General features: G+C 47.6%; 18 protein-coding genes and 1 tRNA gene. 6 read left to right on the forward strand and 13 right to left on the reverse strand.

All coding sequences use genetic code 11. The annotated features are described in order from the left end of the window. Positions 1 to 133: 133 nt before the first annotated feature. The 7 genes from F0P94_RS18725 to F0P94_RS18755 form a co-directional block, all read right to left on the reverse strand. Positions 134 to 652, reverse strand: a complete 519-nt coding sequence (locus F0P94_RS18725) for a DUF2480 family protein (RefSeq protein ID WP_150905953.1) — start codon at positions 650 to 652, stop codon at positions 134 to 136. A gap of 4 nt (positions 653 to 656) precedes the next feature. Then, on the reverse strand, positions 657 to 1,349 hold the full coding sequence (tsaB, locus tag F0P94_RS18730) for a tRNA (adenosine(37)-N6)-threonylcarbamoyltransferase complex dimerization subunit type 1 TsaB (RefSeq protein ID WP_150905955.1): 693 nt from the start codon (positions 1,347 to 1,349) through the stop codon (positions 657 to 659). 171 nt (positions 1,350 to 1,520) lie between these two features. After that, positions 1,521 to 3,182, reverse strand: coding sequence for a S41 family peptidase (locus tag F0P94_RS18735; RefSeq protein WP_150905957.1), 1,662 nt, complete (start codon positions 3,180 to 3,182; stop codon positions 1,521 to 1,523). Positions 3,183 to 3,219: 37 nt separating this feature from the next. Then, positions 3,220 to 3,633: a ribonuclease P protein component gene (rnpA, locus tag F0P94_RS18740; RefSeq protein WP_150905959.1), complete on the reverse strand. Its 414-nt coding sequence runs from the start codon at positions 3,631 to 3,633 to the stop codon at positions 3,220 to 3,222. A gap of 38 nt (positions 3,634 to 3,671) precedes the next feature. After that, the gene (gene rpmH, locus F0P94_RS18745) at positions 3,672 to 3,830 is read right to left on the reverse strand and encodes a 50S ribosomal protein L34 (RefSeq protein WP_150905961.1); all 159 of its coding nucleotides are present in this window, start codon (positions 3,828 to 3,830) and stop codon (positions 3,672 to 3,674) included. Positions 3,831 to 3,988: 158 nt separating this feature from the next. Beyond that, positions 3,989 to 4,471: a Pycsar system effector family protein gene (locus F0P94_RS18750; RefSeq protein WP_317133069.1), complete on the reverse strand. Its 483-nt coding sequence runs from the start codon at positions 4,469 to 4,471 to the stop codon at positions 3,989 to 3,991. Then, the gene (locus F0P94_RS18755; RefSeq protein ID WP_150905965.1) at positions 4,423 to 4,617 is read right to left on the reverse strand and encodes a hypothetical protein; all 195 of its coding nucleotides are present in this window, start codon (positions 4,615 to 4,617) and stop codon (positions 4,423 to 4,425) included. Before F0P94_RS18755 ends, F0P94_RS18750 begins: the two co-directional genes overlap by 49 nt. Before the next feature lie 183 nt (positions 4,618 to 4,800). Here F0P94_RS18755 and F0P94_RS18760 point away from each other — a divergent pair, with 183 nt between their 5' ends. From F0P94_RS18760 to F0P94_RS18770, 3 genes are all read left to right on the forward strand, one after another. Continuing rightward, positions 4,801 to 6,519 (forward strand): M61 family metallopeptidase, encoded by a 1,719-nt coding sequence (locus F0P94_RS18760; protein WP_150905967.1) that lies wholly within the window; start codon positions 4,801 to 4,803, stop codon positions 6,517 to 6,519. Positions 6,520 to 6,643: 124 nt separating this feature from the next. After that, positions 6,644 to 6,892 carry a GIY-YIG nuclease family protein gene (locus F0P94_RS18765; RefSeq protein WP_317133067.1) on the forward strand — a complete coding sequence of 83 codons (249 nt, stop codon included), beginning with the start codon at positions 6,644 to 6,646 and terminating at the stop codon, positions 6,890 to 6,892. 149 nt (positions 6,893 to 7,041) lie between these two features. After that, positions 7,042 to 7,464, forward strand: coding sequence for a hypothetical protein (locus tag F0P94_RS18770; RefSeq protein WP_150905969.1), 423 nt, complete (start codon positions 7,042 to 7,044; stop codon positions 7,462 to 7,464). Between the two features lie 95 nt (positions 7,465 to 7,559). Here F0P94_RS18770 and F0P94_RS18775 read toward each other — a convergent pair whose 3' ends face one another. From F0P94_RS18775 to F0P94_RS18795, 5 genes are all read right to left on the reverse strand, one after another. After that, complete coding sequence (locus F0P94_RS18775; protein ID WP_150905971.1) at positions 7,560 to 7,868, reverse strand: hypothetical protein; 309 nt, start codon at positions 7,866 to 7,868, stop codon at positions 7,560 to 7,562. Positions 7,869 to 8,021: 153 nt separating this feature from the next. Continuing rightward, positions 8,022 to 8,948: a PfkB family carbohydrate kinase gene (locus tag F0P94_RS18780; RefSeq protein ID WP_150905973.1), complete on the reverse strand. Its 927-nt coding sequence runs from the start codon at positions 8,946 to 8,948 to the stop codon at positions 8,022 to 8,024. A 223-nt stretch (positions 8,949 to 9,171) separates the two neighbouring features. Continuing rightward, positions 9,172 to 9,245, reverse strand: a tRNA-His gene (locus F0P94_RS18785). Between the two features lie 68 nt (positions 9,246 to 9,313). Further along, positions 9,314 to 10,243 carry a cation diffusion facilitator family transporter gene (locus F0P94_RS18790; protein ID WP_225307292.1) on the reverse strand — a complete coding sequence of 310 codons (930 nt, stop codon included), beginning with the start codon at positions 10,241 to 10,243 and terminating at the stop codon, positions 9,314 to 9,316. Between the two features lie 353 nt (positions 10,244 to 10,596). Continuing rightward, a complete protein-coding gene (locus tag F0P94_RS18795) occupies positions 10,597 to 11,937 on the reverse strand; it encodes a dihydroorotase (protein WP_150905975.1) in 1,341 nt (446 codons plus the stop codon). A gap of 268 nt (positions 11,938 to 12,205) precedes the next feature. Here F0P94_RS18795 and F0P94_RS18800 point away from each other — a divergent pair, with 268 nt between their 5' ends. The 3 genes from F0P94_RS18800 to F0P94_RS18810 all read left to right on the forward strand — a co-directional run bounded on the left by F0P94_RS18800 (position 12,206) and on the right by F0P94_RS18810 (position 21,951). Then, on the forward strand, positions 12,206 to 19,942 hold the full coding sequence (locus tag F0P94_RS18800; protein WP_150905977.1) for a CARDB domain-containing protein: 7,737 nt from the start codon (positions 12,206 to 12,208) through the stop codon (positions 19,940 to 19,942). Between the two features lie 247 nt (positions 19,943 to 20,189). Next, positions 20,190 to 21,632 (forward strand): DEAD/DEAH box helicase, encoded by a 1,443-nt coding sequence (locus F0P94_RS18805; RefSeq protein ID WP_150905979.1) that lies wholly within the window; start codon positions 20,190 to 20,192, stop codon positions 21,630 to 21,632. A gap of 106 nt (positions 21,633 to 21,738) precedes the next feature. After that, a complete protein-coding gene (locus F0P94_RS18810; protein WP_150905981.1) occupies positions 21,739 to 21,951 on the forward strand; it encodes a hypothetical protein in 213 nt (70 codons plus the stop codon). 361 nt (positions 21,952 to 22,312) lie between these two features. Here the strand turns inward: F0P94_RS18810 and F0P94_RS18815 are convergent, their stop codons facing one another. After that, a complete protein-coding gene (locus F0P94_RS18815; protein ID WP_150905983.1) occupies positions 22,313 to 22,726 on the reverse strand; it encodes a hypothetical protein in 414 nt (137 codons plus the stop codon). Between the last annotated feature and the right edge of the window lie 61 nt (positions 22,727 to 22,787).

Consider the following 22,787-nt stretch of genomic DNA (forward strand, 5'->3'; position numbering starts at 1 on the left):
GCTGCTGAATTGCGATGCAAAAGTAGCAGCCTTAAACGGAGTTTGCAAGCCACTGCTTCTTATTCAGCCTAAATTTTCGGTAACACACACGGAAACAGAAGGAAAAATTTTCAGGCTTTCTATTTTAAGTAGCTTACTCTGCTTTGGCTTTTGGCTTTTTATAGATAGGCACGGTGCTGCATGGTTCGCCATACATAATAGATGAGGCCACCGGCAGTAGTTTCTCCATGATCTTTACATAGGCATAGGTTGGTACCGGAACCTGACCACAACCTTTAATTACCAGTTTAGCATCTTCGTAATCTTCGGGATTTATTTTTTCGATGGCATTGTGAAACAGCTCCTGCTCCAGTGCTTCCAAATTGCCGAAGACATACTTATTAACGTGCGGCTGCAATTTGGTGGCCAGGAGCATGTAAGCCCAAGTTGGTACGATGGCGTCGGCGGAGCAGATGATGGCTACGTTTTTGCCGGCGTATTGCGACCAATCGTGCGTTTTGATGAATTCGCGGAAATCCTTTTCGCGGAGCATGAGCCCCATAAAGAGGTTTTCCTTTATATCGTAAACAACCCGTTCGCCGGGATGAATAAACTCTTCGAGGTTAATGGTAGTAAGGGCGCTTTGCGCTACCCGGTTTATGAATTCTGACATAATCTTAATTTTTAGCTTTGGCGGTAGTTACGTGTACTTCTTTCACATAGAACGGCTCGTAATATGCAACATTTTCGAATTGCTGCGCCTGAAAGTGCTGCCAGGCCAGTTGCGAAACGGCTTCGGCTGATGGGATAACAGTTTTCAGGAAGATTGCGTTTGCATTTTCCCCGTTTAAAGTTTGCCATTTGGCTGCCCCACTGCCGAAGAAGATGATTTTCTGGGTTTCCAGTTCTTCGGCAAAAGAAGCTTCATCCAGTACCATGGCCTGATCGTTCCTTATTTCTTCCAGCGAACCGGTGAACAAGCCCGTGTAAACTTCCATGCGGCGGGCATCGATCATGGGGCAGAACAGATATGCTTCCGGGTTGGCTGTGTGGGGAATTACCTGTTGGGCTAATGCTTTTAACGTGGAAACGGCAATGAGCGGGATATTCAGGGCGTAGCACAGGCCTTTGGCAGTGGAGGTACCGATGCGGAGACCGGTATAGGAACCTGGTCCGCCGGAAACTGCTACGGCCGAAAGCTCCTTCAAATGGAAACCACAGTTCTGAATTAATTGCTGAATGAGCACGGTAATGTGGGAGGAATGCGATTTTTCGAGCCGCAACTCCGAAGTACCGATCAGCTTTTCGTTTTGCGCCAGGGCAATGGAGCAAACGGTGGAGGATGTTTCCAGCGATAAGATTAAGGTCATGCTTTTATAATATCTGCAAAATTAATTCAAAAATCCGGATTGGCGGCATGCCGGCCAATACCAACTTCAGGAGGCACTTTTTTAACGGAAATGCCAGCGTTTTACAACAGAAAAGCTGCACCATTGCTGATGCAGCTTCTGAAAACGGTAGGTTTCCGGTTAGAAAACCCTTTATTTTTTATTTGGGTTCGATTTCAACAAGCCCTGGAATTTCTGAGGATCGTTGAGCACGTTCATGGCCGTGATAATATCCTGATCGTCGTCGAAGGAAGCTTCGATGGCGCCTTTCTGGAAATAGTAGCGCAAGGCAATTTCCTGCTCCAGCAATTCTTTGATCTCCGGTTTAAAGCGGCTCAGGTCGTTGGCTTTATTATGGGCGATCTTCTTTTTCAGAACATCCACATCGGTTTTGATATCGTCGTAGTGCTTTTCGTCTTTGGCTTTTTTCACCAGATCTTCTATCGATTTTTCTACGCTGGTAGAATAAGAAATGTCTTTTTTACCTAAAAACGCTACGAATTTCTGATACTCGGCATCGGAAATGCTGAATTCTTTGGCCGGTGGAATGGTAGGATGTTCGGAGCGGTACTTATTAGCGTATTCGAAAAGATAGCCTTTATTTACCAGCGTTTTGGAAATATCGGCAAAGTCTTTATCCTTCACTTCAACATCCGGGGCAACTCCTCCCCCGTCGAAAACGGTACGGCCGCCGGCAGTTTTAAAGGCTACCCGCAAGGAATCCGGAATTTTACCAAGGCTGCCGTCTTCTTTGCGGTGCGAATAATCTACTTCCTGAATGCAGCGGCCGCTCGGGATGTAATATTTAGCAGTAGTAACTTTCAGCTGGGAATTATAGGAAAGCGGACGCGTTGCCTGCACCAGCCCTTTACCAAAGGTCCTTTCGCCTACCAGAACGGCACGGTCGTAGTCCTGCATTACGCCGGAAACGATCTCGGAGGCCGAAGCGCTGCGGGAACTGGTAATAATTACGAGCGGGATCTGGGTATCGAGCGGTTCGTCGAGGGCTTTGTAAACTTTATTCCATTCGGTTACTTTGCCTTTGGTGCTTACAATGTCCTTGCCTTTTTCCACGAAGAGGTTCGAAATGTTTACCGCTTCGTTCAGCAAACCACCGGGATTATCGCGTAAATCGAAAATGATCTTTTGGGCGCCCATTTCCTTCAGCTTCATCACGGCATTTTTCACTTCGCGGGAAGCATCCATGGTAAAGCCGGAAAGCTGGAAGTAGCCAATATCATTCGTTACCATCCCGTAGTAAGGCACGTTATCGATCTGAATTTTATCGCGGGTAATAGCAACTTCGAACGGTTTTTCTACGCCGTAGCGCTTCACTTCCACTTTCACGACGGTACCGGCTTGGCCTTTCAGGAGCTTGCTTACGTCGGAAGAATTCTTTTTATCGAGCACCAGGCCGTCGATCTTCAGAATTTCATCGCCGATCAGCAGGCCTGCTTTCTGGGCCGGCATGCCTTCGTAAGGCAATTGCACAATGGTTTTGCCGTCGCGTTTGCCCACTACCGCGCCAATACCGCCGTACTGGCCGGTGGTCTGGGTGCGAAAATCTTCAATATCGTCTTCAGAAATATAATTGGTGTAGGGATCCAGACTTTTCAGCATGGCATCGATACCGGTTTTTACCAGCTTGCCGGGCGTTACCTCATCTACGTAGTAGGTGTTTACTTCTTTGAAAAGGGTGGCAAAAATATCGAGGTTTTTAGCAATGTCGAAATAACGCTCGTTTTCGGTCTTAAAAGAGAAAAGACCCAAACCCAGCCCACCGATCAGGAGACCGGCAACAGTTTTCTTCAGCATAGGAAATACGAAATAGTTTTGAAACCAAGGCCGGATATTAGCCTTGTTCTTTAAGCAAACGTTCTAAACCGGAATTTAGTTTTTTTTCGATTACGTTGTACGCCGATTTTTCTTTGCCGATGTAAATAATACCCACTACGGCGTAAGATTGCCCGTTTTCGGACAGCAACTTATGTTTATTCAGACGATACGCTTCGCGAATCTGCCTTTTTATGCGGTTGCGGTCGTGGGCGCGTTTGAAATATTTTTTGGAAACAGAAATGAGCACCTGCGGAAAATCGGGTGAAGGCGCTTCGGCTTTGAGGGAAACAAAGCGGAGGGGATATAAATTAAAAGCAGAACCCTTGGCGAAAAGCTGAGAGATCAGCTTTTTACTGCACAAGCGTTCTGCTTTCGAAAAAGTATGGGAAATGGTGCCTTCCGGTGCGAACTGAGATTTATCGGATTGCATTCGCGAAGGTTATACTGCAGGGCAGTAAACCGGGAAGATTAACCTTTGTGTCTTCTTTCGTCAGAAACAGTAAGTCTCTTTCTACCTTTTGCACGGCGGCTGGCTAATACGCGGCGGCCGTTAGCAGTTTCCATACGTGAACGGAAACCATGCTTATTTCTTCTTTTTCTCTGTGAAGGTTGGAATGTTCTTTTCATCTCGCACCAATTATTTTATTAATTCGGATTGCAAAATTAGGAATACTTTTCCCTAATTCCAAACAAGCTTCTATTTAAAATTTAAGAAAATGGATTTCCGGGGCATTAGCGGCACTTTTTAAGGTAAAATTGGTACTGTTTTCACCCCGGCTAATCTGCTAAAACTTCCAGATCATGGCAGAAAACAAGGTAAGCACCGATAAAATAACGCCAAACATCAGCACATCGTAACTTATGCGGAGGAACTTGTATTTACGGGCCACCGATACGCCCAACCCGTGCAGGTCGCGGACAAGGGCATGCTTGAGCTCAATTTCATTTGCAGTTAGTTTATCCATGGCGGCTTCGTATTCATCCAGCTTTATTTTATAATAATCTTCGAAAAACAGCAGGCTCTTCGGTTGCGTAAGAATATCTTCCATGGTATAAAAACCCCGCGCATTAAACGGACGGGTAGATATCATGGCCAGAATCATGGTGGCGGTGCAGGTAATAATAAGAATTATTCCCGGAATGAGGTAAACCGATGGCGCGGTAAAACGGTGCAGAAAAACAGAAAACGTAACCGAAATGATCAGGGTACAGGTACCAATTAAAATATTGGCCCGCCGATCGCCACGTAGGACACATGGTTGCGCGATATTGCCCGATACATGCCGGTGATGTTTCTTCTTCTTTGCTTTTCCTTTTTCTTATCCTTTTTCTTTTGCTTTTTCTTTTGCTTTTTCTGCTGGGATTCTTGCTCAGGCAAGGCCGGGTTCTCGTGGTTTGATTCGGGTTCTGCCATGAGTCGCAAAGAAATTAGTGTAGGCCGGAACGAAATACAACAGCTGTCTGACCAAACTACGCAACCTGCAATCGGAAGTTAAAAGATTGTTGGCGCTCATACATTTGCATAAACCCTGAAATTCTGCCATCTTTCCCGGTTTCCCGTAAAATGCTATTCTTTTAGCCGAAAAAAGTAAAGAACATGATCCATTACCACGTTTCCTATAATAATCCCCTCTCCTATTTTCTGCAAATTGAAATGCGTATTCCGGCTTTGCAGCAGCCGCTGCTGCACTTGCAACTGCCGGCCTGGCGCCCGGGCCGCTACGAGCTTCAGAATTTTGCCCAGAAAATAAGAAAGTTTGAAATAGTTGATGCCGACAGCCAGCCGGTGCATTACGAAAAAATAACCAAAGACCGTTGGCTGGTTCATACCGAAAACCTGCCGGAAATTACCGTACGCTACGATTTTTACGCGCACCAGATGGATGCCGGTGGAAGCTGGCTCGATGAAACGCAATTGTACATAAATCCGGTGAACTGCTTTATGAGCGCCGAAGGTTTCGAGAATTTGCCTTGCGAACTGGTACTGAATATTCCGGAAAACTGGCAGATCGCCTGCGGCATGAAAGCCAAGAACCAGAATACGCTCCTGGCCCGTAACTTCGATGAACTGGTAGATTGTCCGCTTTTTGCTTCCGCTACTTTGCAGCACGAAGTTTATACCGTGCAAGGCATCCCGTTCCATATCTGGATCCAGGGCAATTGCAAACCCGACTGGCCGGCTATTTTAGCCGACTTCCGCGATTTTACCGAGGAACAGCTACGTCTTTTCCACGATTTTCCGGTGCAGGATTACCATTTCATGTTCCAGATCCTGCCTTACAAGCATTACCACGGCGTAGAGCACAGCAATTCTACGGTTTGCGTTTTAGGCCCCGCCGATGCTTTGATGCAGCGCAATACCTACAAAGAGTTGCTGGGCGTAAGCTGCCACGAACTTTTTCATACCTGGAACATCAAGAATATTCGTCCGGCCGAAATGATGCCGTATGATTACACCCAGGAGAATTACTTTAAGACCGGTTTCGTAGCGGAAGGCATTACAACGTATTACGGCGATTATTTATTGGGCCGGTCCGGCGTTTTCAGTGCCAACCAGTATTTTGATGAGCTGAACGGCGTGCTTAAAAAGCATTACGACGATTATGGCCGCCACAACTATTCCGTAACCGATTCTTCCTTCGACACCTGGCTGGACGGCTATAAACCCGGCATTCCGGACCGCAAAGTTTCCATCTACCACAAAGGCGCCCTGGCTGCTTTAATCCTGGATCTGGAACTCCGCCGCGTGAGCGAAAACCAATATTCCCTGGATGATATTATGCGTCGCTTATATAATGAATTCGGCAAAACCGGCATTGGTTATTCCGAACAGGATTATATAAACCTGGTCCTGGAAACCGGCGGGCCTTCTTTCCGGGAATATTTTGAAGAGATCATTTACGGTACCGTTCCGCTGGAAAATTCGTTGGATACTGCGCTTCGGTTTGTAGGTTGCGAGCTCCGCGAAGAGAATAACCCGATCAGTTACGAACGCAAATTCGGTTTCCGGGCGGTTATGAAAAAAGAATGGCCGAACGTTTCCGCCATCATGCCCGATGCTCCGGCCGCCTTCGTTTTCACCACCGACGATGACATTATTGCCGTGAACGGCCGCCGCGTTGAAAACAACCTGAACGAGCTATTTAAGGAAGGCGAAAGCTTTGAAGTAGCCGTTTTCCGCAACTACCAGCTCCGCACCGTGAAACTGGAAACCAACGGTCGTAATTACCTGAGCAATTACATTGTAGCAAAACGCCCCGATGCCACCGAAGCTGAAAAAGATAATTTCCAACGGTGGCTGAATCAGAAGTTTTAAGGGGTTTTTGGGTTAAAACGGAAGCTAGGAGGGTAAAAGAAGCAGCAAGGTAAAATAGGTGTCATCCTGAGCGACAGCGAAGGACCTCGTCGGCTTGAAGCAGAAAAGTTAACTAAACGCAAAAATGAAAGGTCTGCATTTTTTCGTGTACATCGTAACGAACCCAACTAAAACGGTTTTGTATACCGGCGTAACCAACGATCTTGCAGACCGCATACAACAACATTACCAAAACCGAGGAAACAAAACTACTTTTACCGGCAGATATCACTGTTATAATCTACTTTACTACGAAACCTTTTCAGGAATTGAACAAGCTATAAGCAGAGAAAAGGAAATAAAGGGCTGGACCAGGGCAAAGAAGGAATGCTGATCGCCACTGTAAATCCGAATTGGGATTTTCTGAAAGCTTAATTTCTTTTAGTAAGCATTTCTGCAGTACGCCGACGAGGTCCTTCGCTCGCGCTCAGGATGACAGCTTTTAATTAGCTTTAGTAGCTATATTTAGACATTTAGAATCACATGGAAAACAAAACTTCAGCAACCCAGCACTTAGGGCATTCCAACGTAATGGGGCCGGAACTCCGGAAGCTGGTGGAAACACAATTATTAGCAGAGCTGCCCCATTATAAAATGGACAAGCCCAACTTGAAAATTGATTGGTCAAACAGTCAGGTTGAAGGGCACTCTACAGCTTATTTAGATGGAACAGTAGAAAACTATTCCGGAATTCTGGTACTGGATGAGAACAACCAGATTGTGGCTGATGGCTGGATGGAGTTTATTCTGGAACCGGATTTCTTCCTGGCTTACTGGGATCATATTACTACCCGCGAAGGCAAAAAGAAACTCAGCGAAAAGCAGATGCCCGGTATTCCGAAGCACGTCTGGAAGCAGATTCCAGAGGCGTTAAAGGAGAAGTATAGCAGGAAGCGGTTGAAGTAATTCAATTTATAAAGGTAGCATGAACCACAAAAAAGCGGCCCGGAAGCTTATTCCGGGCCGCTTTCCTTTTCATAGCTCCATTTTATTGATACAGATTAGTTATGCGTTTTATCGCTGGTTGGGTTGCTGCGGGCGTTATTGCCTTGCAGCGATTGTCCGCCCGAAACCGAATTATGCTGGCTGGAACCGCGACCGGTTGGGTTACCGCCTTTCGGGATATTCCGGTTTGGGTTCTGCACCGGACTGTCTTCACTCTGAAGCGTCGGGCGGTTATCGCGGGCAGTACCAGTTTTCTGAGGCTTCATTTTTTCATTCTGCTCCTCATTCGGAATCATGCCTTTTGCCCGCATTTGGTTCATTGCATTCTGGTCTTTATTCGGAATTTTCTTATCAAAATCTTTCATAGCCATGGTTTGGTCCTCCTTAATTAAGTTTGAACTGTCTGTTATTTTACCATTGGCCAGAGCAATTAGTTACAAACCAGACTTATAAGCAATAAAAAAGGGAACCTTACAGCTCCCTTTCTTCTCAAAATGCTATGCTTTTAATGCTAAAAACTAAACGGCTGCTTCTACGCTGAAATTCACCAGCTCCACGAACTGCTGCACGCGGGCATCTATTTCTGTCTGCTCCAGGTTGAGCATGCGCTCGGTGCCGAATTTCTCTACACAGAACGAAGCCATGGCAGAACCGTGAATAATGGCGCGCTTCATATTCTCGAAAGAAATATCGCCGGTGCTGGCCAGGTAACCAATAAAACCACCCGCAAAGGTATCGCCGGCGCCGGTCGGGTCGAACACATCTTCCAGCGGTAAAGCAGGCGCAAAGAATACTTTTTCCCCGTGGAACAACAAGGCACCGTGCTCACCTTTCTTAATGATCAGGAATTTCGGCCCCATGGCCATGATTTTCTTGGCAGCCTTCACCAGTGAATATTCGCCGGAAAGCTGACGGGCCTCTTCGTCGTTAATGGAAAGTACGTCTACCATCGCAATAGTTTCCAAAAGCTCCGGCAAAGCAATGTCCATCCAGAAGTTCATGGTATCCATCACGATCAGTTTCGGACGGTTTTTCAGACGCTCGATCACCAGCTTCTGTACCTGTGGCGCCAGATTGCCCAGCATCAGGTACTCGCAATTCTGGTAGCTATCCGGAATAACAGGATCGAAACTGCCCAGCACGTTCAATTCCGTTACAAGCGTTTCGCGGCTGTTCATGTCGTTAAAGTAGCGACCGCTCCAGAAGAAGGATTTTTCATCTTCTTTTATCTGAAGGCCTTCGGTATTCACGCCGTGCTGTTGCAGCAGGGCAATGTCTGACTTCGGAAAATCGCCGCCTACTACCGCGACCAGGTTTATTGGCTTGGTGAAGTAAGACGAACACAGGGAAATATAGGTAGCGGCGCCGCCAATAATTTTATCGGTTTTTCCGAACGGGGTTTCCAGTGCATCGAAGGCAACCGAACCAACAACAAGTAAGCTCATGCTTTTTTTAGTTAAGAGTTATGAGTTAAAAGTTATGAGTTGTTTTTAGAATTAGAAATTAAAAATTAGAAATTAGAAATGTTTTTTTTAGCCTTAAAGCCTACCGTTATCCGGATTATTAAAGCCACGAATCATTTCCACTTTTAACTCATAAATTTAACTCTGAACCAACCCAATTAACTGCAAATAAAAAAAGCCCCTGAAGGTTCAAGGGCTTTCGTTGGGTGACCGATGGGATTCGAACCCACGACTTCCAGAATCACAATCTGGTGCTCTAACCAGCTGAACTACGATCACCATGTTCAAATTGGTTTGCAAAAGTAGGCAGCATTTTTCAATAGTGCAATAGTTCGGCTACTTTTTTTCTAAAAAATCATACCATTTGCTCGTAAACTTTCTTCGTAAGGCTCTATGTGCACCATTACATTGTATACCTGGGGTTTGGCAGCAATAATAGCATCCTTTACCTGGTGGGCAATATCGTGGCCTTCACGCACCGTCAGGTCACCGTCTACAATTACATGTAAGTCCACAAAGTACTCGAAGCCCATTTTCCGGACCAGACACTTCTCCGTTCCGATCACATTGGGCACCGTAGCAGCCGCTTTGCGCACTTCCTCGGCAAACTCCGAAGGCGGCGCGGCATCCATGATCTCGGTAAAAGCCGGTATAAAAATATGATAGGCGTTCAGCACGATTATGCCGGAAGCAATTAAAGCAGCCCAATCGTCGGCGGTTTCGTAACCATCTCCGCCTATCAGCGCAATGGAAATTCCTACAAAAGCCGTGAGGGAAGTAATAGCATCGGCACGATGGTGCCAGGCATCGGCTTTTACGGCCGTGCTTTCCACTTCGGTGCCTACCCGGTGCGAATAGCGGTACAGGCCTTCCTTTATTACAATGATAATTCCGAGTACGATCAGGGTAAATGGTTCCGGCGTTTTATGGGGCGTAAGAATATGCTCCACGCTTTGAATACAGATCAGGATGGCTGCCCCAACCAAAGCTACCGCCACCACAATTGCCGCCAGCGGTTCCGCCTTCCCGTGGCCGTAGGGGTGGTCGGCATCGGGTTCTTTGGAAGCAGCCTTCAGCCCGATCCAGACAATAAAGGAAGTCAGCACATCGGAAGCGGATTCGATGGCGTCGGCAATTAAAGCATAGGAGTTCCCCAGAATGCCGGCGGCACCCTTAATCAGCACCAGGCCCATATTTGCCAGGATCCCGATCAGCGTAGAACGAAGGCCTTTTTCGGAGGGATGCGGAATTTCGGGATTTCGGCGTGCGGTGTTCAAGGTTGTGTTGTTTACCCCACCCAACCCTCCCCTAAAAACAGGGGAGGGCTTTTTGGGCGGTGCTTATTTTGAATTTTGTGGTTAAAATGATACGGTTTTGCGGGGAAAAGGTGAATCAGGAATAATGTCTGAACTATGATTCTTATGATTTCCCTGACTTCTATGATTCATGTACGGACAGGGCTTGACCTGTCCCACGCATTCCTGATCAGGCATTCCTTATCAAACATTTCAAATCAAGAAATCCTGTGCTTCTGAAAAATCCTTAAAAATCGTGTTCAAAAGATTATCGCAATAACGTACACCCAAAATCCTGAAAATCCTTAAATCCTGAAAGTCCTGATTCAGATAACCTACAAAGGTCGATCGAAGAGGAGGCGTTCGCCTTTTTTGCTTTCGTCGAAACGTCCGTTCTCGAAAGCTAAGTGGCCGGAAACGATGGTATGCGAAACCGAAGAGCGGAACGTTTTGCCTTCGAACGGCGACCAGTTGCACTTATAATAGATGTTTTCTTTGCTTACGGTGTAAGGCTCATTCAAATCTACCAGTACCAAGTCGGCCCAGTAACCTTCCCGGATGAAACCTCTTTCGCGTACCTGGAAACACTCGGCCGGGGCGTGGCTCATTTTTTCTACCATGCGCTCCAAGGAAATACGGCCGTCGTGGTAAAATTCGAGCATTAACTGTAAGCTGTGCTGCACCAGCGGTACTCCGGACGGCGATTTTTTGTAGCTCGCCTGTTTTTCTTCCCACAAATGCGGGGCGTGGTCGGTGGCAATAATATCGAGGCGGTTATCTAACAAGCCCTGGAATAAGGCTTCTTTGTGGCGGGCTTCTTTCACAGCCGGGTTGCATTTAATCTGGCTTCCCAAGGTAGCATAATCCGATTTATCGAACCAAAGGTGGTGTACGCAAACTTCGGCGGTAATGCGTTTTTCTTTTAAGGGAATATCGTTCCGGAAAAGGGCCAGTTCTTCTTCGGTGGAAATGTGCAGGATGTGCAGGCGGGTGTTGTGTTTCTCGGCCAGTTTAACGGCCATAAAGCTCGACTTAAAACAGGCGGCCGTGCTCCGGATCTCCGGATGGCATTCCACCGGAATTTCGTCACCGTATTTTTCTTCGTAGATCGTCAGGTTATCGCGGATGGTTTGTTCGTCTTCGCAATGTACGGCAATCGGCAGACGGGCTTTTTCGAAGATCTGCTCCAGGGTGCCTTCATCGTCTACCAGCATGTTGCCGGTAGAAGACCCCATAAATATTTTGATGCCGCAAACGGTGGCGCCGTTGGTTAACAGAACTTCATCCAGATTATCGTTGGTCGCGCCCATGAAGAAAGAATAGTTAGCCAGCGAGGTTTCGGCGGCGCGGTTAAATTTATCTTCGAGCAGTTCCTGGGTAGTGGCGTTCGGAATCGTATTGGGCATTTCCATGAAGGAAGTGGTACCACCGGCCACCGCTGCCCGCGCTTCGGAATGGATGTCGGCTTTGTGAGTTAAACCGGGCTCGCGAAAATGCACCTGATCGTCGATTACACCGGGCAAAAGATGCAGGCCGGTGGCGTCTATTTCGCGGTCACTTTTTTCGGTCAAATTACTACCGATTTTCTGGATACGGCCGTCGGAAATAAATACATCGCTCTGAAAAACGCGGCCTTCGTTTACCAGCGTGGCATTCTTGATCAGGATACTTTTCATGCCGCAAAGATAGGGAGAAGCAGTCGGATAGTTGCTCTTTCCTATCCGAACTTACCTTCATTGCCTGGCTTTATGGTTCTACAAGATCTGCAGGCACTACCTGGACTCTTAAAACCGCATCATACTCATCCTCAACAGATAAAACAAGCTGTTATAAAAAAAATATATTGCTATATAAAATTATGTCTGTAAATTAACCTGTCAAAAATACAAGTACTTCAGTAACTATTACAATCCTGTTTCAATTCATTAACCTAATTTTTATTTTATGCAGAAACATTTACTAAAACAAGGTACCGGATCCAGGAAAGCCTGGTTACCGGACCGATTCTCAGTAAAATGGCTGATGATCCTGGCAGCCCTATATTTGCCAGGATTTGCCGGCAGTCTCCTTGCACAAACCAGCGTGCAGATCGGAACCGGAACAGACATTGCGGCTAGCACTCTCTATGGCCCAGTTTACCGCTATTCGAGTACTTCTACGACCAATGGCGCCAGAACGAACATGCTCTGGACTGCTGCCGAAATGGCCGCTGCCGGCATTCCGAGCGGTGCTATTATTACCAAGATAGAATTCAACAAGGCCAATACCGCAAACTTTAACGGCAATGTGCCTTTTAAAATGCTGGTCGCTAACACCAGTAACACCGCCCTGAATACTACCGACACCTGGGCCAGTATTTTACAAACCCATACCCAGGTAATTAACAATACGGCTTTTAATTTACCAGCCACAACTGGTTGGGTACCTTTCACCTTCAGTGCCCCCTTTAACTACACCGGCGGCGCATTCGAGGTGGCAACCGAACACAGTGTTGCATCCTTGGCTCAGCCCCGTTCCACCGATAAAATCCAGTGGGAATTTACCAGCGGCCATGCAGGCAAAATTGTGGGAGTATCCGATCCCAACGGCGCGACTCTAAGCGGCACTGTAACAGGCTACAAAGAACGGCCTAATATCCGGATCACCTTTACCTCCAATACCTGCACCAGCCCACCTATAGCCGGAGCGACAGAGAGCTCAGCCAATATAGTTTGCCCAAACACAAGCTTCAACTTAAGCTTAAACGGCAACAGCATTGGCGTTGGCCTCACATTCCAATGGCAATCATCGCCAAATGGCACTACCTGGTCCAATATTCCAGGGGCTGAATCGGTAACTTTCACTACATCCCAGACTACTACCAATTATTACCGGGCGGTATTAACCTGCTCAGGCAGTAGTACCAGTTCTACACCGGTACAGGTATTTACGCCAGCCATTCTTTCCGGCACCTATACCATCGATAAAAGACAGGCTACTAATTTAAATACCCGCACATTTGCATCATTTAAGGAGGCGGTCGATATCATGACTTGCGTGGGCATTAACGCAGCTACAACTTTTAACGTAGCCTCTGGAAGCGGCCCGTATAACGAACAAGTAGTTATTCCAGCCATTACCGGAGCCTCTGCCAGCAACCGGATCACCTTTAACGGAAACGGAAACACCATTGGCTTTAATGCAACTGTTACCGGAGCCCGGCATATCTTCAAGTTAGACGGAGCCGATTTTATAACCCTGAACAATTTTGTAATAGATGCTACAGATGGTTCTTATGGCTGGGGTATTCATTTAATTAATGAAGCTGACAATAACAACATTACCAACAACATCATTAACAGCAGCCTTACCAGCGCAACTTCATCTGCTTTTGCGGGTATAGTGGCTACCAATTCCACTTCTACTGTCGGCACTGCCGGGAACAACGCCAATAATACTACTATTTCTGGCAACACCGTGAGCGGAGGCTATCATGCCATTTCGCTTTCCGGAAACGGGACCACTGCGCCGGCAATCGGAAACGTAATTACCAGCAACACGGTAAAGAATGGCTATATCTACCACATTCACCTGGAAGATCAGGATGGCACTCAGGTATCCGGCAACGACATTCACCGCATGGACCGGGGGACCGTTTCCTCTTTCTATGCCGTTTATGTAACCGGAGCAAGCCGCAATATCCTGATCCAGAAAAATAAAATGCACGATGGTTTTACAGCCTCACCGGGCAGCACGAGTGTGGCTTATCCGCTTTATTTTACCTCCGCTGATGCGCTGGTTGGTCAGGAAAACAAAGTGATCAATAACCTTATTTACAACATCAATACCAACGGTACCATTTACGGAATGTACAACAGCGGTTCCGACGGCGTATACTACTATCACAATACGATCTCGTTAGACAATACCGCCAATACTGGTACCATGCGGGGCTTTTACCAGACTACTGCCGCTACCAATATTAAATTCATCAACAATATTGTAGCCATGAATACCGGCACAGCCGGGGTTAAGCACGCGATCTATTTCGGAACGAATGCAACCGGTATCGAATCGAACAACAACGTGCTTTATCTGACCGGCGGAGCCAGTGGCAGCGGCATTGGTTACCTTACTTCCAACCGGGTAACTTTAGCCGACTGGACTGCCGCCACCGGCGACGATGCCAACAGCGTAAGCTCCGATCCGCTTTTTGTGGATGCTGCCAACGGCAACTTCATTCCAACTTCGTCTGACATAGATAATATAGGCAGAAATGTTGGCGTTACTACCGACTTTGATGGCGGCGCTGCCCGTAGTACAACTACCCCGGATGCCGGCGCTTTTGAATTCAGCCCTCCTACCCTGGATGCCGGAGTAATTGCCATTTCTCCGCTACCCACGCCGGTGGCTCCCGGCGTAAGTACGCCAATTGAAGTCACCATTCAGAACTTCGGTTTAGATCCGATCTATTCCGTAACTATAAGCTATAAAGTTGACGGAGGTACTGCTACAACCTATAACTACACCAATGCTTCGGGCTTGGCCTCAGGAGCAACCGATACAAAAGTGATCGGTAATTACGCTTTTTCTGCCGGCAGCCATACCCTGGAAGCCTTTACCTCCAAACCAAATGGTATAATCGATGCCAACGCGGCTAATAACAGCACCACCATTTCGGTTTATGCCTGCAGTCCGTTAGCTGGCGCCAAGACCATTGGCGGCACGGCCGGCCCGAACAACTTTGCTTCCTTTACAGATGCGGTAGAAGCCTTGAAGATCTGTGGGGTAAGCGGAGCGGTAACCTTTACGGCTATGGGCAATGCCACCTTTAATGAGCAGATCGAAATTCCGGCTATTACAGGCGCCAGCGCTTCCAATACCATTACTTTTGACGGCGCCGGGCGTACCCTTTCCTTCGACCCGACTGTGTCAGCAGCCCGGTATGTAATAAGACTGAACGGCGCTGACCATGTAACCATTAAGAACCTGAACATTGAGACCACCGGAACCGGAACCAGCGCCTACGGCTGGGGTATTCATTTCATTAATGGCGCCGACAACAATACCATTCTGAACAATACCATTACCATTGGTTCTACCAGCACTACCGAAAGCAATTCGGCCGGTATCGTATTCTCGAACTCTAATACTACTGCCACTACTACCGGCAACAATGGCAACAACAACGTAATTTCCGGCAATACGATTACCGGGGGGTATAAAGGGGTAGGGTTGTATGGTTTGTCGACAAGCACAGGCGCTAACCAGATCTTAAACAATTCCGTACAGGATGTCTACGCTACCGGAATTGAATTAGGAGGTGCTTACGCTACGCTGGTGGAAGGAAACAATATCAGCCGTCCAACCAGAACAACAGTTGGCACTTTTGAAGGAATAACCTTAAGCGGCGCCACTCAGAACTCCGTTATTACCAAAAACCGGATCCATAATACCCACGGAGGAGCTTCCTCTCTTTCCGGCCAGGTTAACGGCATTTATTCTTCCTCCAACGATGCACCGGTCGGTAAAGAAAATATTGTAAGCAACAACCTGATCTACAACATCAATAATACCGGTACTATTTATGCCCTGTATAACTCCGGCAGCGCTGGTGTTTTCTACTACCACAATACCGTTCATCTGAACAATACTGCCAACACCGGTACAAACCGGGGCTTTTACCAGACTACTGCCGCCACCAATATCCGGATCATCAACAACATGATAACGATAGCCGGCGGCACCACCGGAGCTAAGCACGCCCTGTATTTCGGAACCACAACTTCCGGTATTACCAGCAACCGCAATAACCTTTACCTGACGGGCGGTTCCAGCTCCAGCGGCGTTGGATTTTATTCCAGCAATCAGGCTACCTTAGCCAACTGGAAAACAGCAAACGGAGGCGCTTATGACCAGAACAGCATAAGCGAAGACCCGGATTATGTAACTACCGCTGGCGGCGACAACCTGAAGCCAAATTCCCCGGCCGTAAACAACCTGGGCCAGAACCTGCTTACCGTAGTTCCACAGGATGTACTGAACGTAAACCGGACCACCACGCCGGATATGGGAGCGTATGAGTTTACCCCACCAGCTACCGCCGATGCCGGAATTACTGCCATTCTTTCGCCAGGAATTTCACTGGCTCCGGGAACGAATGCCCCGATCCAGGTTACACTGAAAAACTTTGGCGGTGCACCGTTAACTTCTGCTACTGTTAAATTCAGCATTAATGGTACGGTAATCGGTTCTCCTTTTAACTTTACGCAAACGCCAGGCCTGGCCACCAATGCTTCTACCACTATTACCATTGGCAATTATACGTTTGCTACCGGCGGCACCTATACGTTACGAGCCTTTACCGAATTGCCGAACGGCACTACCGACATAGATCCGACCAACAACTTTACCGAAATAACGATAAGCGTTTGCAGTCCGCTTTCCGGTACCAAGACCATTGGCGGAACTCCGGCGGCAAACAATTACTATGCTACCTTTACCGATGCGGTAAAAGCACTGGTGGATTGCGGAGTAAGCGGACCTGTAACCTTTAACGTGGCAGCCGGTACCTACAACGAGCAAATTACAATCCCGGAAATTACCGGTGCCTCTGCTACCAACAGAATTACGTTTAATGGTAATGGCAGAACTATTGGCTTTACTTCAGCTAATACAAACCAGCGCGCTGTTATCAAGCTCGATGGCGCCGACTATATTACCCTGAATAATCTGGTAATAGATGCAACTTCCGGCACCTACGGCTGGGGTATTCATTTAACCAATGGCGCCAACAACAACACCATTACCAACAACACCATCAACAGCAGCCTTACCAGTACCTTAAATAACTTCAGCGGCATTGTGGCCAGCGGTTCAAATACTGCTGCTACTACCGATGGTGTGAACGCCAGCAACACTACCATTACCGGCAACACCGTGAATGGAGGCTACTATGGTATTATTCTGGTGGGCAACGGCGCTACCGGCCAGGCTATCGGCAATACGGTAATGAACAACACGGTGAAGAATTTCTATAATTACGGTATTTATTCAGATGGCCAGAATGGTACGGTAATAAGCGGGAATGACATCCATCGGTTAGACCGGGCCTCGGCCAGCTTGTCATCTTTCTATGGAATTTATGGTACTACCAGCAAAAACCTGCTGATCGAGAAAAACAAGATCCACGATCCGTTTGCTAACAACAATGCCAGCACCAGCTTAGCTTACGGCATCTACTTTACCACAAACGATGCCGCCGCTGGTTCCGAAAACAAAGTGATTAACAACCTGATCTACAACATTAAAAATAATGGTTTGGCTTACGGCATTTATAACTCAGGCTCAGATGGCGCTTATTACTACCACAACACCATCGACCTGAACCACCCGGCCAATACTAGCACCGTTCGCGGCTTCTACCAGACAACTGCCGCCACCAACATTGTATTTAAAAACAACAACGTGACCGTTACCGGCGGAACCACTGGCGTAAAACATGCTATTTACTTCGGAACGAATGCTACCGGTATTGTTTCGGACAACAATAACCTGTACCTGACCGGCGGCGCAAGCGGCAGTGGCATTGGCTACCTGACTTCCAACAGAGTAACCCTGGCTGACTGGACAACCGCAACCAGTGACGATGCAAACAGTGTAAGCGGTGATCCGGGATATGTAAGCGCTGCTACCGGAAACCTGAAACCTACCAGCGGAATCCTGAATAACAAGGGCGCCAACGTGGGAGTAACCACTGACTTTACAGGCGCATCCCGTAATGCAACTACTCCAGATCCGGGCGCTTATGAATTCAATGCACCATCGTGCGTGGCCGGCCAGTGGACAGGAGCGGTATCTACCGACTGGACCAATGCTGGTAACTGGTGCGGAGGTATATTGCCAACACTAACCACCGATGTTCTAATACCGGCAGGCACACCGTTCTCGCCCGTAATTTCTTCTAACCAATCGGTACGGAACATTACTATTAACACCTTTGCCAAGCTTACTATTTCCGGAGTACAGCTAAAAGTTTATGGCACGTATGTGAACAATGGTAATCTGGTAGACGGAACGGGTGTGAACGATGAGATCGCATTTGTGGGTACTTCTGTTCAGACCCTTGGCGGATCCGGTTCTTCCGTGATCAACAAACTGAACGTAGGTGCGGCAGGCGTAAACCTGGGTGGACCGGTTTCTATTAAACGCGCTATTGTTCTGAACGGGAACCTGGCGACCAACGGCCACAAGCTTACTTTACTATCTAACGCCGATGGCACCGCAATGGTGGTAAACAACAGCTTTGCCGTTACCGGTACGGTTACCGTGCAGCGTCACATCGACAACAGCCTGAACAGCTCGATCGGTTATCGTCATTATTCCTCCCCGGTACAGAATACAACCCTGGCAGATCTCGCCACCGGCGGCTATACTCCGGTCGTAAACCCTGCTTACAACAATGCTGTTAAACCAGGTTTGGTGCGGCCGTTCCCGAACGTATTCGCTTTTGACGAAAGCCGCCTGAACTCCGACAGTGCCCGCTTCGAAGACTTCGGTTTCGGCTGGGAATCGCCGGCCTCCACCAGCAGCCCAATGAGACCTGGTCACGGGTATTCGGTAAACACGCCGGTGCGGACGGTAGATTTTAACGGCACCCTGAACAACGGAACCGTAAACGTTGGCACTTTAACCAGAGGCGCTACGGCTAACTCCGGCTGGCACCTGCTTGGTAACCCGTATCCTTCGCCAATGGACTGGGATCAGGTAACCAAACCTGCCGGCATGATGAATGCAGTTTATACCTTCCGTTCTGACTCCCGCTACGGTGGCAGCTATGCTTCTTATGTAAATGGTGTAGGAAACCTGACCGGCGGTGTAATTCCGGCGATGCAGGGCTTCTTTGTGCGGGTTTCTTCAACGGTTTCCGGTTTCTCGTTCAGCAACGCCGACCGGGTAACCAATTATACAAACCCTTCCTTCTACAAAACTGCTGAAACCCGTCCGCTGGTACAGCTTAACCTGAGCAATGCTAAAGGCTTGGCCGATGAACTGTTCATTTACCAGGAGGCAGGCGCCACCGTGAACGATGATGCCGCATTTGACGCTTACAAAGTTCAGCCAAACAGCGCCGATGTACCAACCCTGTATGCCATTACGCCAAACGGCAAATCGTTAGCAATTAACGGGGTGCCGGTACTAAGCCAGGAAACGATAATTCCACTTGGTTTCTATGTGGGCGCTGCCGGAACGTATACCTTTGAACCGGCCCAGCTGCTTAACCAGGAAACCGGAGCGGAAGTGTACCTGGAAGACCGCCAGACCGGTACATTGCACAACCTGAGAACCAGTGGCAATTATACCTGTCAGTTGGTTGCCGGCAGCAACGCTACCCGTTTTGCCCTCCGGTTGAAACCAGCAGCCAAGGCTGTTAACCCGGTTGCCGTTCAGGAAGCCCGTTTATTCCCGAACCCGACTTCTGCTTCTAAGGGCTTCACCCTGAGCGTTGGCGGACTGACAGATGCCAATCTGAAGGTGATGGTTTACAACCAGGTTGGTCAGTTAGTAGAAAGCAGAACCATTGAGGCAGTAAACGGTATGGCAGAAGCCCAATTCTCTACCCGGAACCTGGCCAAAGGCATTTACTCGCTGAAAGTAGTTTCTGATAATTTCCAGACAACTAAAAAGGTGATCGTGCAATAAGCCCTTATACCTTAATTTTTTTAAAAACCGGAGGCCAACGCTTCCGGTTTTTTGTTTTAGAAGGGAACCGGTAAAAGCATATTTACCGCGCCAACCCGTCCTTCCGAAACTGCCTGAAATCGGGAAGCGCTTTTTAAGATAAAACCTATATCATTTTAGCTGGTTTCAGATGAATTGAAGAGAACGCAAGCCTTCCGGTGTTTTTCCGTACCTTTGCACACTATTTCAAGATTTTACCTGTACCGCCATGACCGAAGAAGCGAAAGACCAGCACGAAGACAACCAAAATGAATCTGCTGAAAACACGGAGCAATCTGCTGAAAATGCAAATAAACCCGAAGAAACAGCAGCGCCGGAGATTACTTTCGCCGATTTCAAGCTGAACAAGCAGTTGCTGAACGCCATTGAAGAAGCTGGTTTTACTACGCCAACGCCGGTGCAGCAGAAAACTATTCCGCTCATTACGGCCGGCCACGATGTAATGGGCATTGCTCAAACCGGAACCGGTAAAACCGCCGCCTTTGTACTGCCGATCTTAATGAAGGTGAAATACGCCCAGGGAAATAATCCGCGGGCTCTGATTGTAGTACCCACGCGCGAGCTGGGCATGCAGATCGAAGATCATATTAAAAAGCTGGCCAAATATACCGATATCCGTTTCTTTGCGATCTACGGCGGACTTGGTCCGAAAAGCCAGATCGAGCAGATCGAGAAAGGCGTAGATATTTTAATTGCCACGCCGGGCCGTTTGATGGAGCTTTACCTGAAAGGTGCTCTGATTCTGAAAGAACTGAAAACCCTGGTACTCGACGAAGCCGATAAAATGATGGACATGGGCTTTATGCCGCAGATCCGGGCCTTGCTGGAAGTTATTCCGCGCAAGCGTCAGAATTTGCTTTTTTCGGCTACCATGAGCCCGCGCATCGAGAAGCTTTCGGAAGAATTCCTGGAATTTCCGATGAAAGTGGAGATTACCCGCCAGGCCACGCCGGTAGATACGGTTACGCAAGTTCTGTACCACGTTCCGAATTTACCAACCAAAATAAACCTGCTGGAATACCTGGTGCGCGATGAAGAGAAATTTAACCGCGTAATGATCTTCTGCCGCAGCAAAGCTACCGCCGAAAACGTTTCGAAATTCCTGATCCGGAAAGTAATAGGCGAAACCCGCGTGCTGCACGGCAACAAGGGCCAGAACACCCGCATCAACGCCATCGAAGATTTCCGCAATGGCGATATTCGTTTCCTGGTTGCTACCGATGTGGCTGCCCGCGGCATTGATGTAAGTTTAGTAAGCCACGTAATAAATTTCGATGTGCCGGCCATTTACGAAGATTATGTGCACCGCATTGGCCGCACCGGCCGCGCTTACAACGAAGGCCACGCCATTACGTTCGCGAACGAAGCTGAACTTACCAGCATTGCCGAGATCGAGAAACTGATGCACATGAAGATTCCGGTAGCCGAGATGCCGGAGGAAGTGAGGATCGAGAAAACCGGTTTCGACGAAAAACAGAAAATTGCCAAAGACCTCGACAACCAGAAAAAGAAACTCGATCCGGATTTTAAAGGCGCATTCCACGAGAAGAAACAATACCTCCGCGAAGGCGTGATCGATAAACGGACCGGGAAGCCTTTTGTAGAAAAGAAACCGACGAAGATCAGAGGCTTCAGACGGAATAAGTCTTGACCCCACCCAGCCCTCCCCTAAATCAGGGGAGGGCTTTTTTTTTTGGTATATTGAAGGCCTAAATATTTAGCCTTCTCTGATTTTGATTTAATTTATTTTCTCCAAAATGGATATTTCTTCAAAAATAATATTCTATGGCAGCTCTTTAATTTTAATCATTTTAGCACTAGCCGGTATCGACAAAAAATTAAGGAACAATAAAACTCTTCTTAAATTAAGTGTTGTAATTTTAGTATTTGGCTTAAGTGGTTTTATGATTCGGAGAGAAGCAACAGCTGAAGTTGTTTTCTCAATGTCAGGCCCATTCATATATATATAGTTTCCTATAGCTTATTAAGACAACTTTATAAAAGTAATTACAATATTGAACCTACCTACACCTGGTTAACGGCTTATGATGTAGAAGAAATGCGCCAAGTAAATGTGTTCGATAAACTAGTTCATATTCTTCCACTTCTTTTAGGTTTCTTTCTACCACTTCTTATTGTTTAAACTGAAAACCTATATGGGTGAATTTGGGAGCATTTTCCCCAATGATACCCTTATTAAAAAAACCGCAATAACGTGCGGACAGGTCGCGACCTGTCCCTACGGGGGATCAATTCTGAAAATTCCGTAAATTCTGTAAATTCTGATTCAGACTAATGTCCTAATAATCCTTTAATCCTGAAAATCCTGATTCATTTACCAAGAAACGGCAGGTCCAGATGCCTTAAATGAAGGAGGGCGAAGGTAAAAACGGTACCCCAGAGCACGGCGCTCCAGAGCATGTGCAGCAGGATTTCGCCGCGTTTGGCGCCTAAAACGGTGGCAATGATGGTTCCGATAATGGGGCTTAGCAGCACCGGCGTAAGGAAAGCAATGCCGCCCATGCCGAACCGCTGCCACACTTTTACAATGCGGCGGCTTTTTTTATTGAAAACGGGTTTATTCTTAAGCTTTCGGTTTTTGGCGTAATTCTTCGAAACGGCAGTACCGATAATGCTGAAAAGCAGCACGCTGGTCATCATGCCGGCAACGGTCAGGCCGAAGGTGGTCCAGAAAGAAAAACCCAGGGCAGCGCCTGTGAGTGGCCCACCAAAGAACTTGACCATGCTGAGCAGGTAAACAGAAGAATATTTAACAATTACTTCGAACACTTTATAAACCTAACTG

This window comes from Adhaeribacter soli, assembly GCF_008727925.1.
Classification (GTDB): Bacteria; Bacteroidota; Bacteroidia; order Cytophagales; family Hymenobacteraceae; genus Adhaeribacter_A; species Adhaeribacter_A soli.

Excerpts from the sequence above, each read along its gene's own strand:
- F0P94_RS18725 (WP_150905953.1), bottom strand. The coding sequence starts at position 652 with ATGTCAGAATTCATAAACCGGGTAGCGCAAAGCGCCCTTACTACCATT.
- tsaB (WP_150905955.1), bottom strand. The coding sequence starts at position 1,349 with ATGACCTTAATCTTATCGCTGGAAACATCCTCCACCGTTTGCTCCATT.
- F0P94_RS18735 (WP_150905957.1), bottom strand. The coding sequence starts at position 3,182 with ATGCTGAAGAAAACTGTTGCCGGTCTCCTGATCGGTGGGCTGGGTTTG.
- rnpA (WP_150905959.1), bottom strand. The coding sequence starts at position 3,633 with ATGCAATCCGATAAATCTCAGTTCGCACCGGAAGGCACCATTTCCCAT.
- rpmH (WP_150905961.1), bottom strand. The coding sequence starts at position 3,830 with ATGAAAAGAACATTCCAACCTTCACAGAGAAAAAGAAGAAATAAGCAT.
- F0P94_RS18755 (WP_150905965.1), bottom strand. The coding sequence starts at position 4,617 with ATGGCAGAACCCGAATCAAACCACGAGAACCCGGCCTTGCCTGAGCAA.
- F0P94_RS18760 (WP_150905967.1), top strand. The coding sequence starts at position 4,801 with ATGATCCATTACCACGTTTCCTATAATAATCCCCTCTCCTATTTTCTG.
- F0P94_RS18765 (WP_317133067.1), top strand. The coding sequence starts at position 6,644 with ATGAAAGGTCTGCATTTTTTCGTGTACATCGTAACGAACCCAACTAAA.
- F0P94_RS18770 (WP_150905969.1), top strand. The coding sequence starts at position 7,042 with ATGGAAAACAAAACTTCAGCAACCCAGCACTTAGGGCATTCCAACGTA.
- F0P94_RS18775 (WP_150905971.1), bottom strand. The coding sequence starts at position 7,868 with ATGAAAGATTTTGATAAGAAAATTCCGAATAAAGACCAGAATGCAATG.
- F0P94_RS18780 (WP_150905973.1), bottom strand. The coding sequence starts at position 8,948 with ATGAGCTTACTTGTTGTTGGTTCGGTTGCCTTCGATGCACTGGAAACC.
- F0P94_RS18795 (WP_150905975.1), bottom strand. The coding sequence starts at position 11,937 with ATGAAAAGTATCCTGATCAAGAATGCCACGCTGGTAAACGAAGGCCGC.
- F0P94_RS18800 (WP_150905977.1), top strand. The coding sequence starts at position 12,206 with ATGCAGAAACATTTACTAAAACAAGGTACCGGATCCAGGAAAGCCTGG.
- F0P94_RS18805 (WP_150905979.1), top strand. The coding sequence starts at position 20,190 with ATGACCGAAGAAGCGAAAGACCAGCACGAAGACAACCAAAATGAATCT.
- F0P94_RS18810 (WP_150905981.1), top strand. The coding sequence starts at position 21,739 with ATGGATATTTCTTCAAAAATAATATTCTATGGCAGCTCTTTAATTTTA.
- F0P94_RS18815 (WP_150905983.1), bottom strand. The coding sequence starts at position 22,726 with ATGGTCAAGTTCTTTGGTGGGCCACTCACAGGCGCTGCCCTGGGTTTT.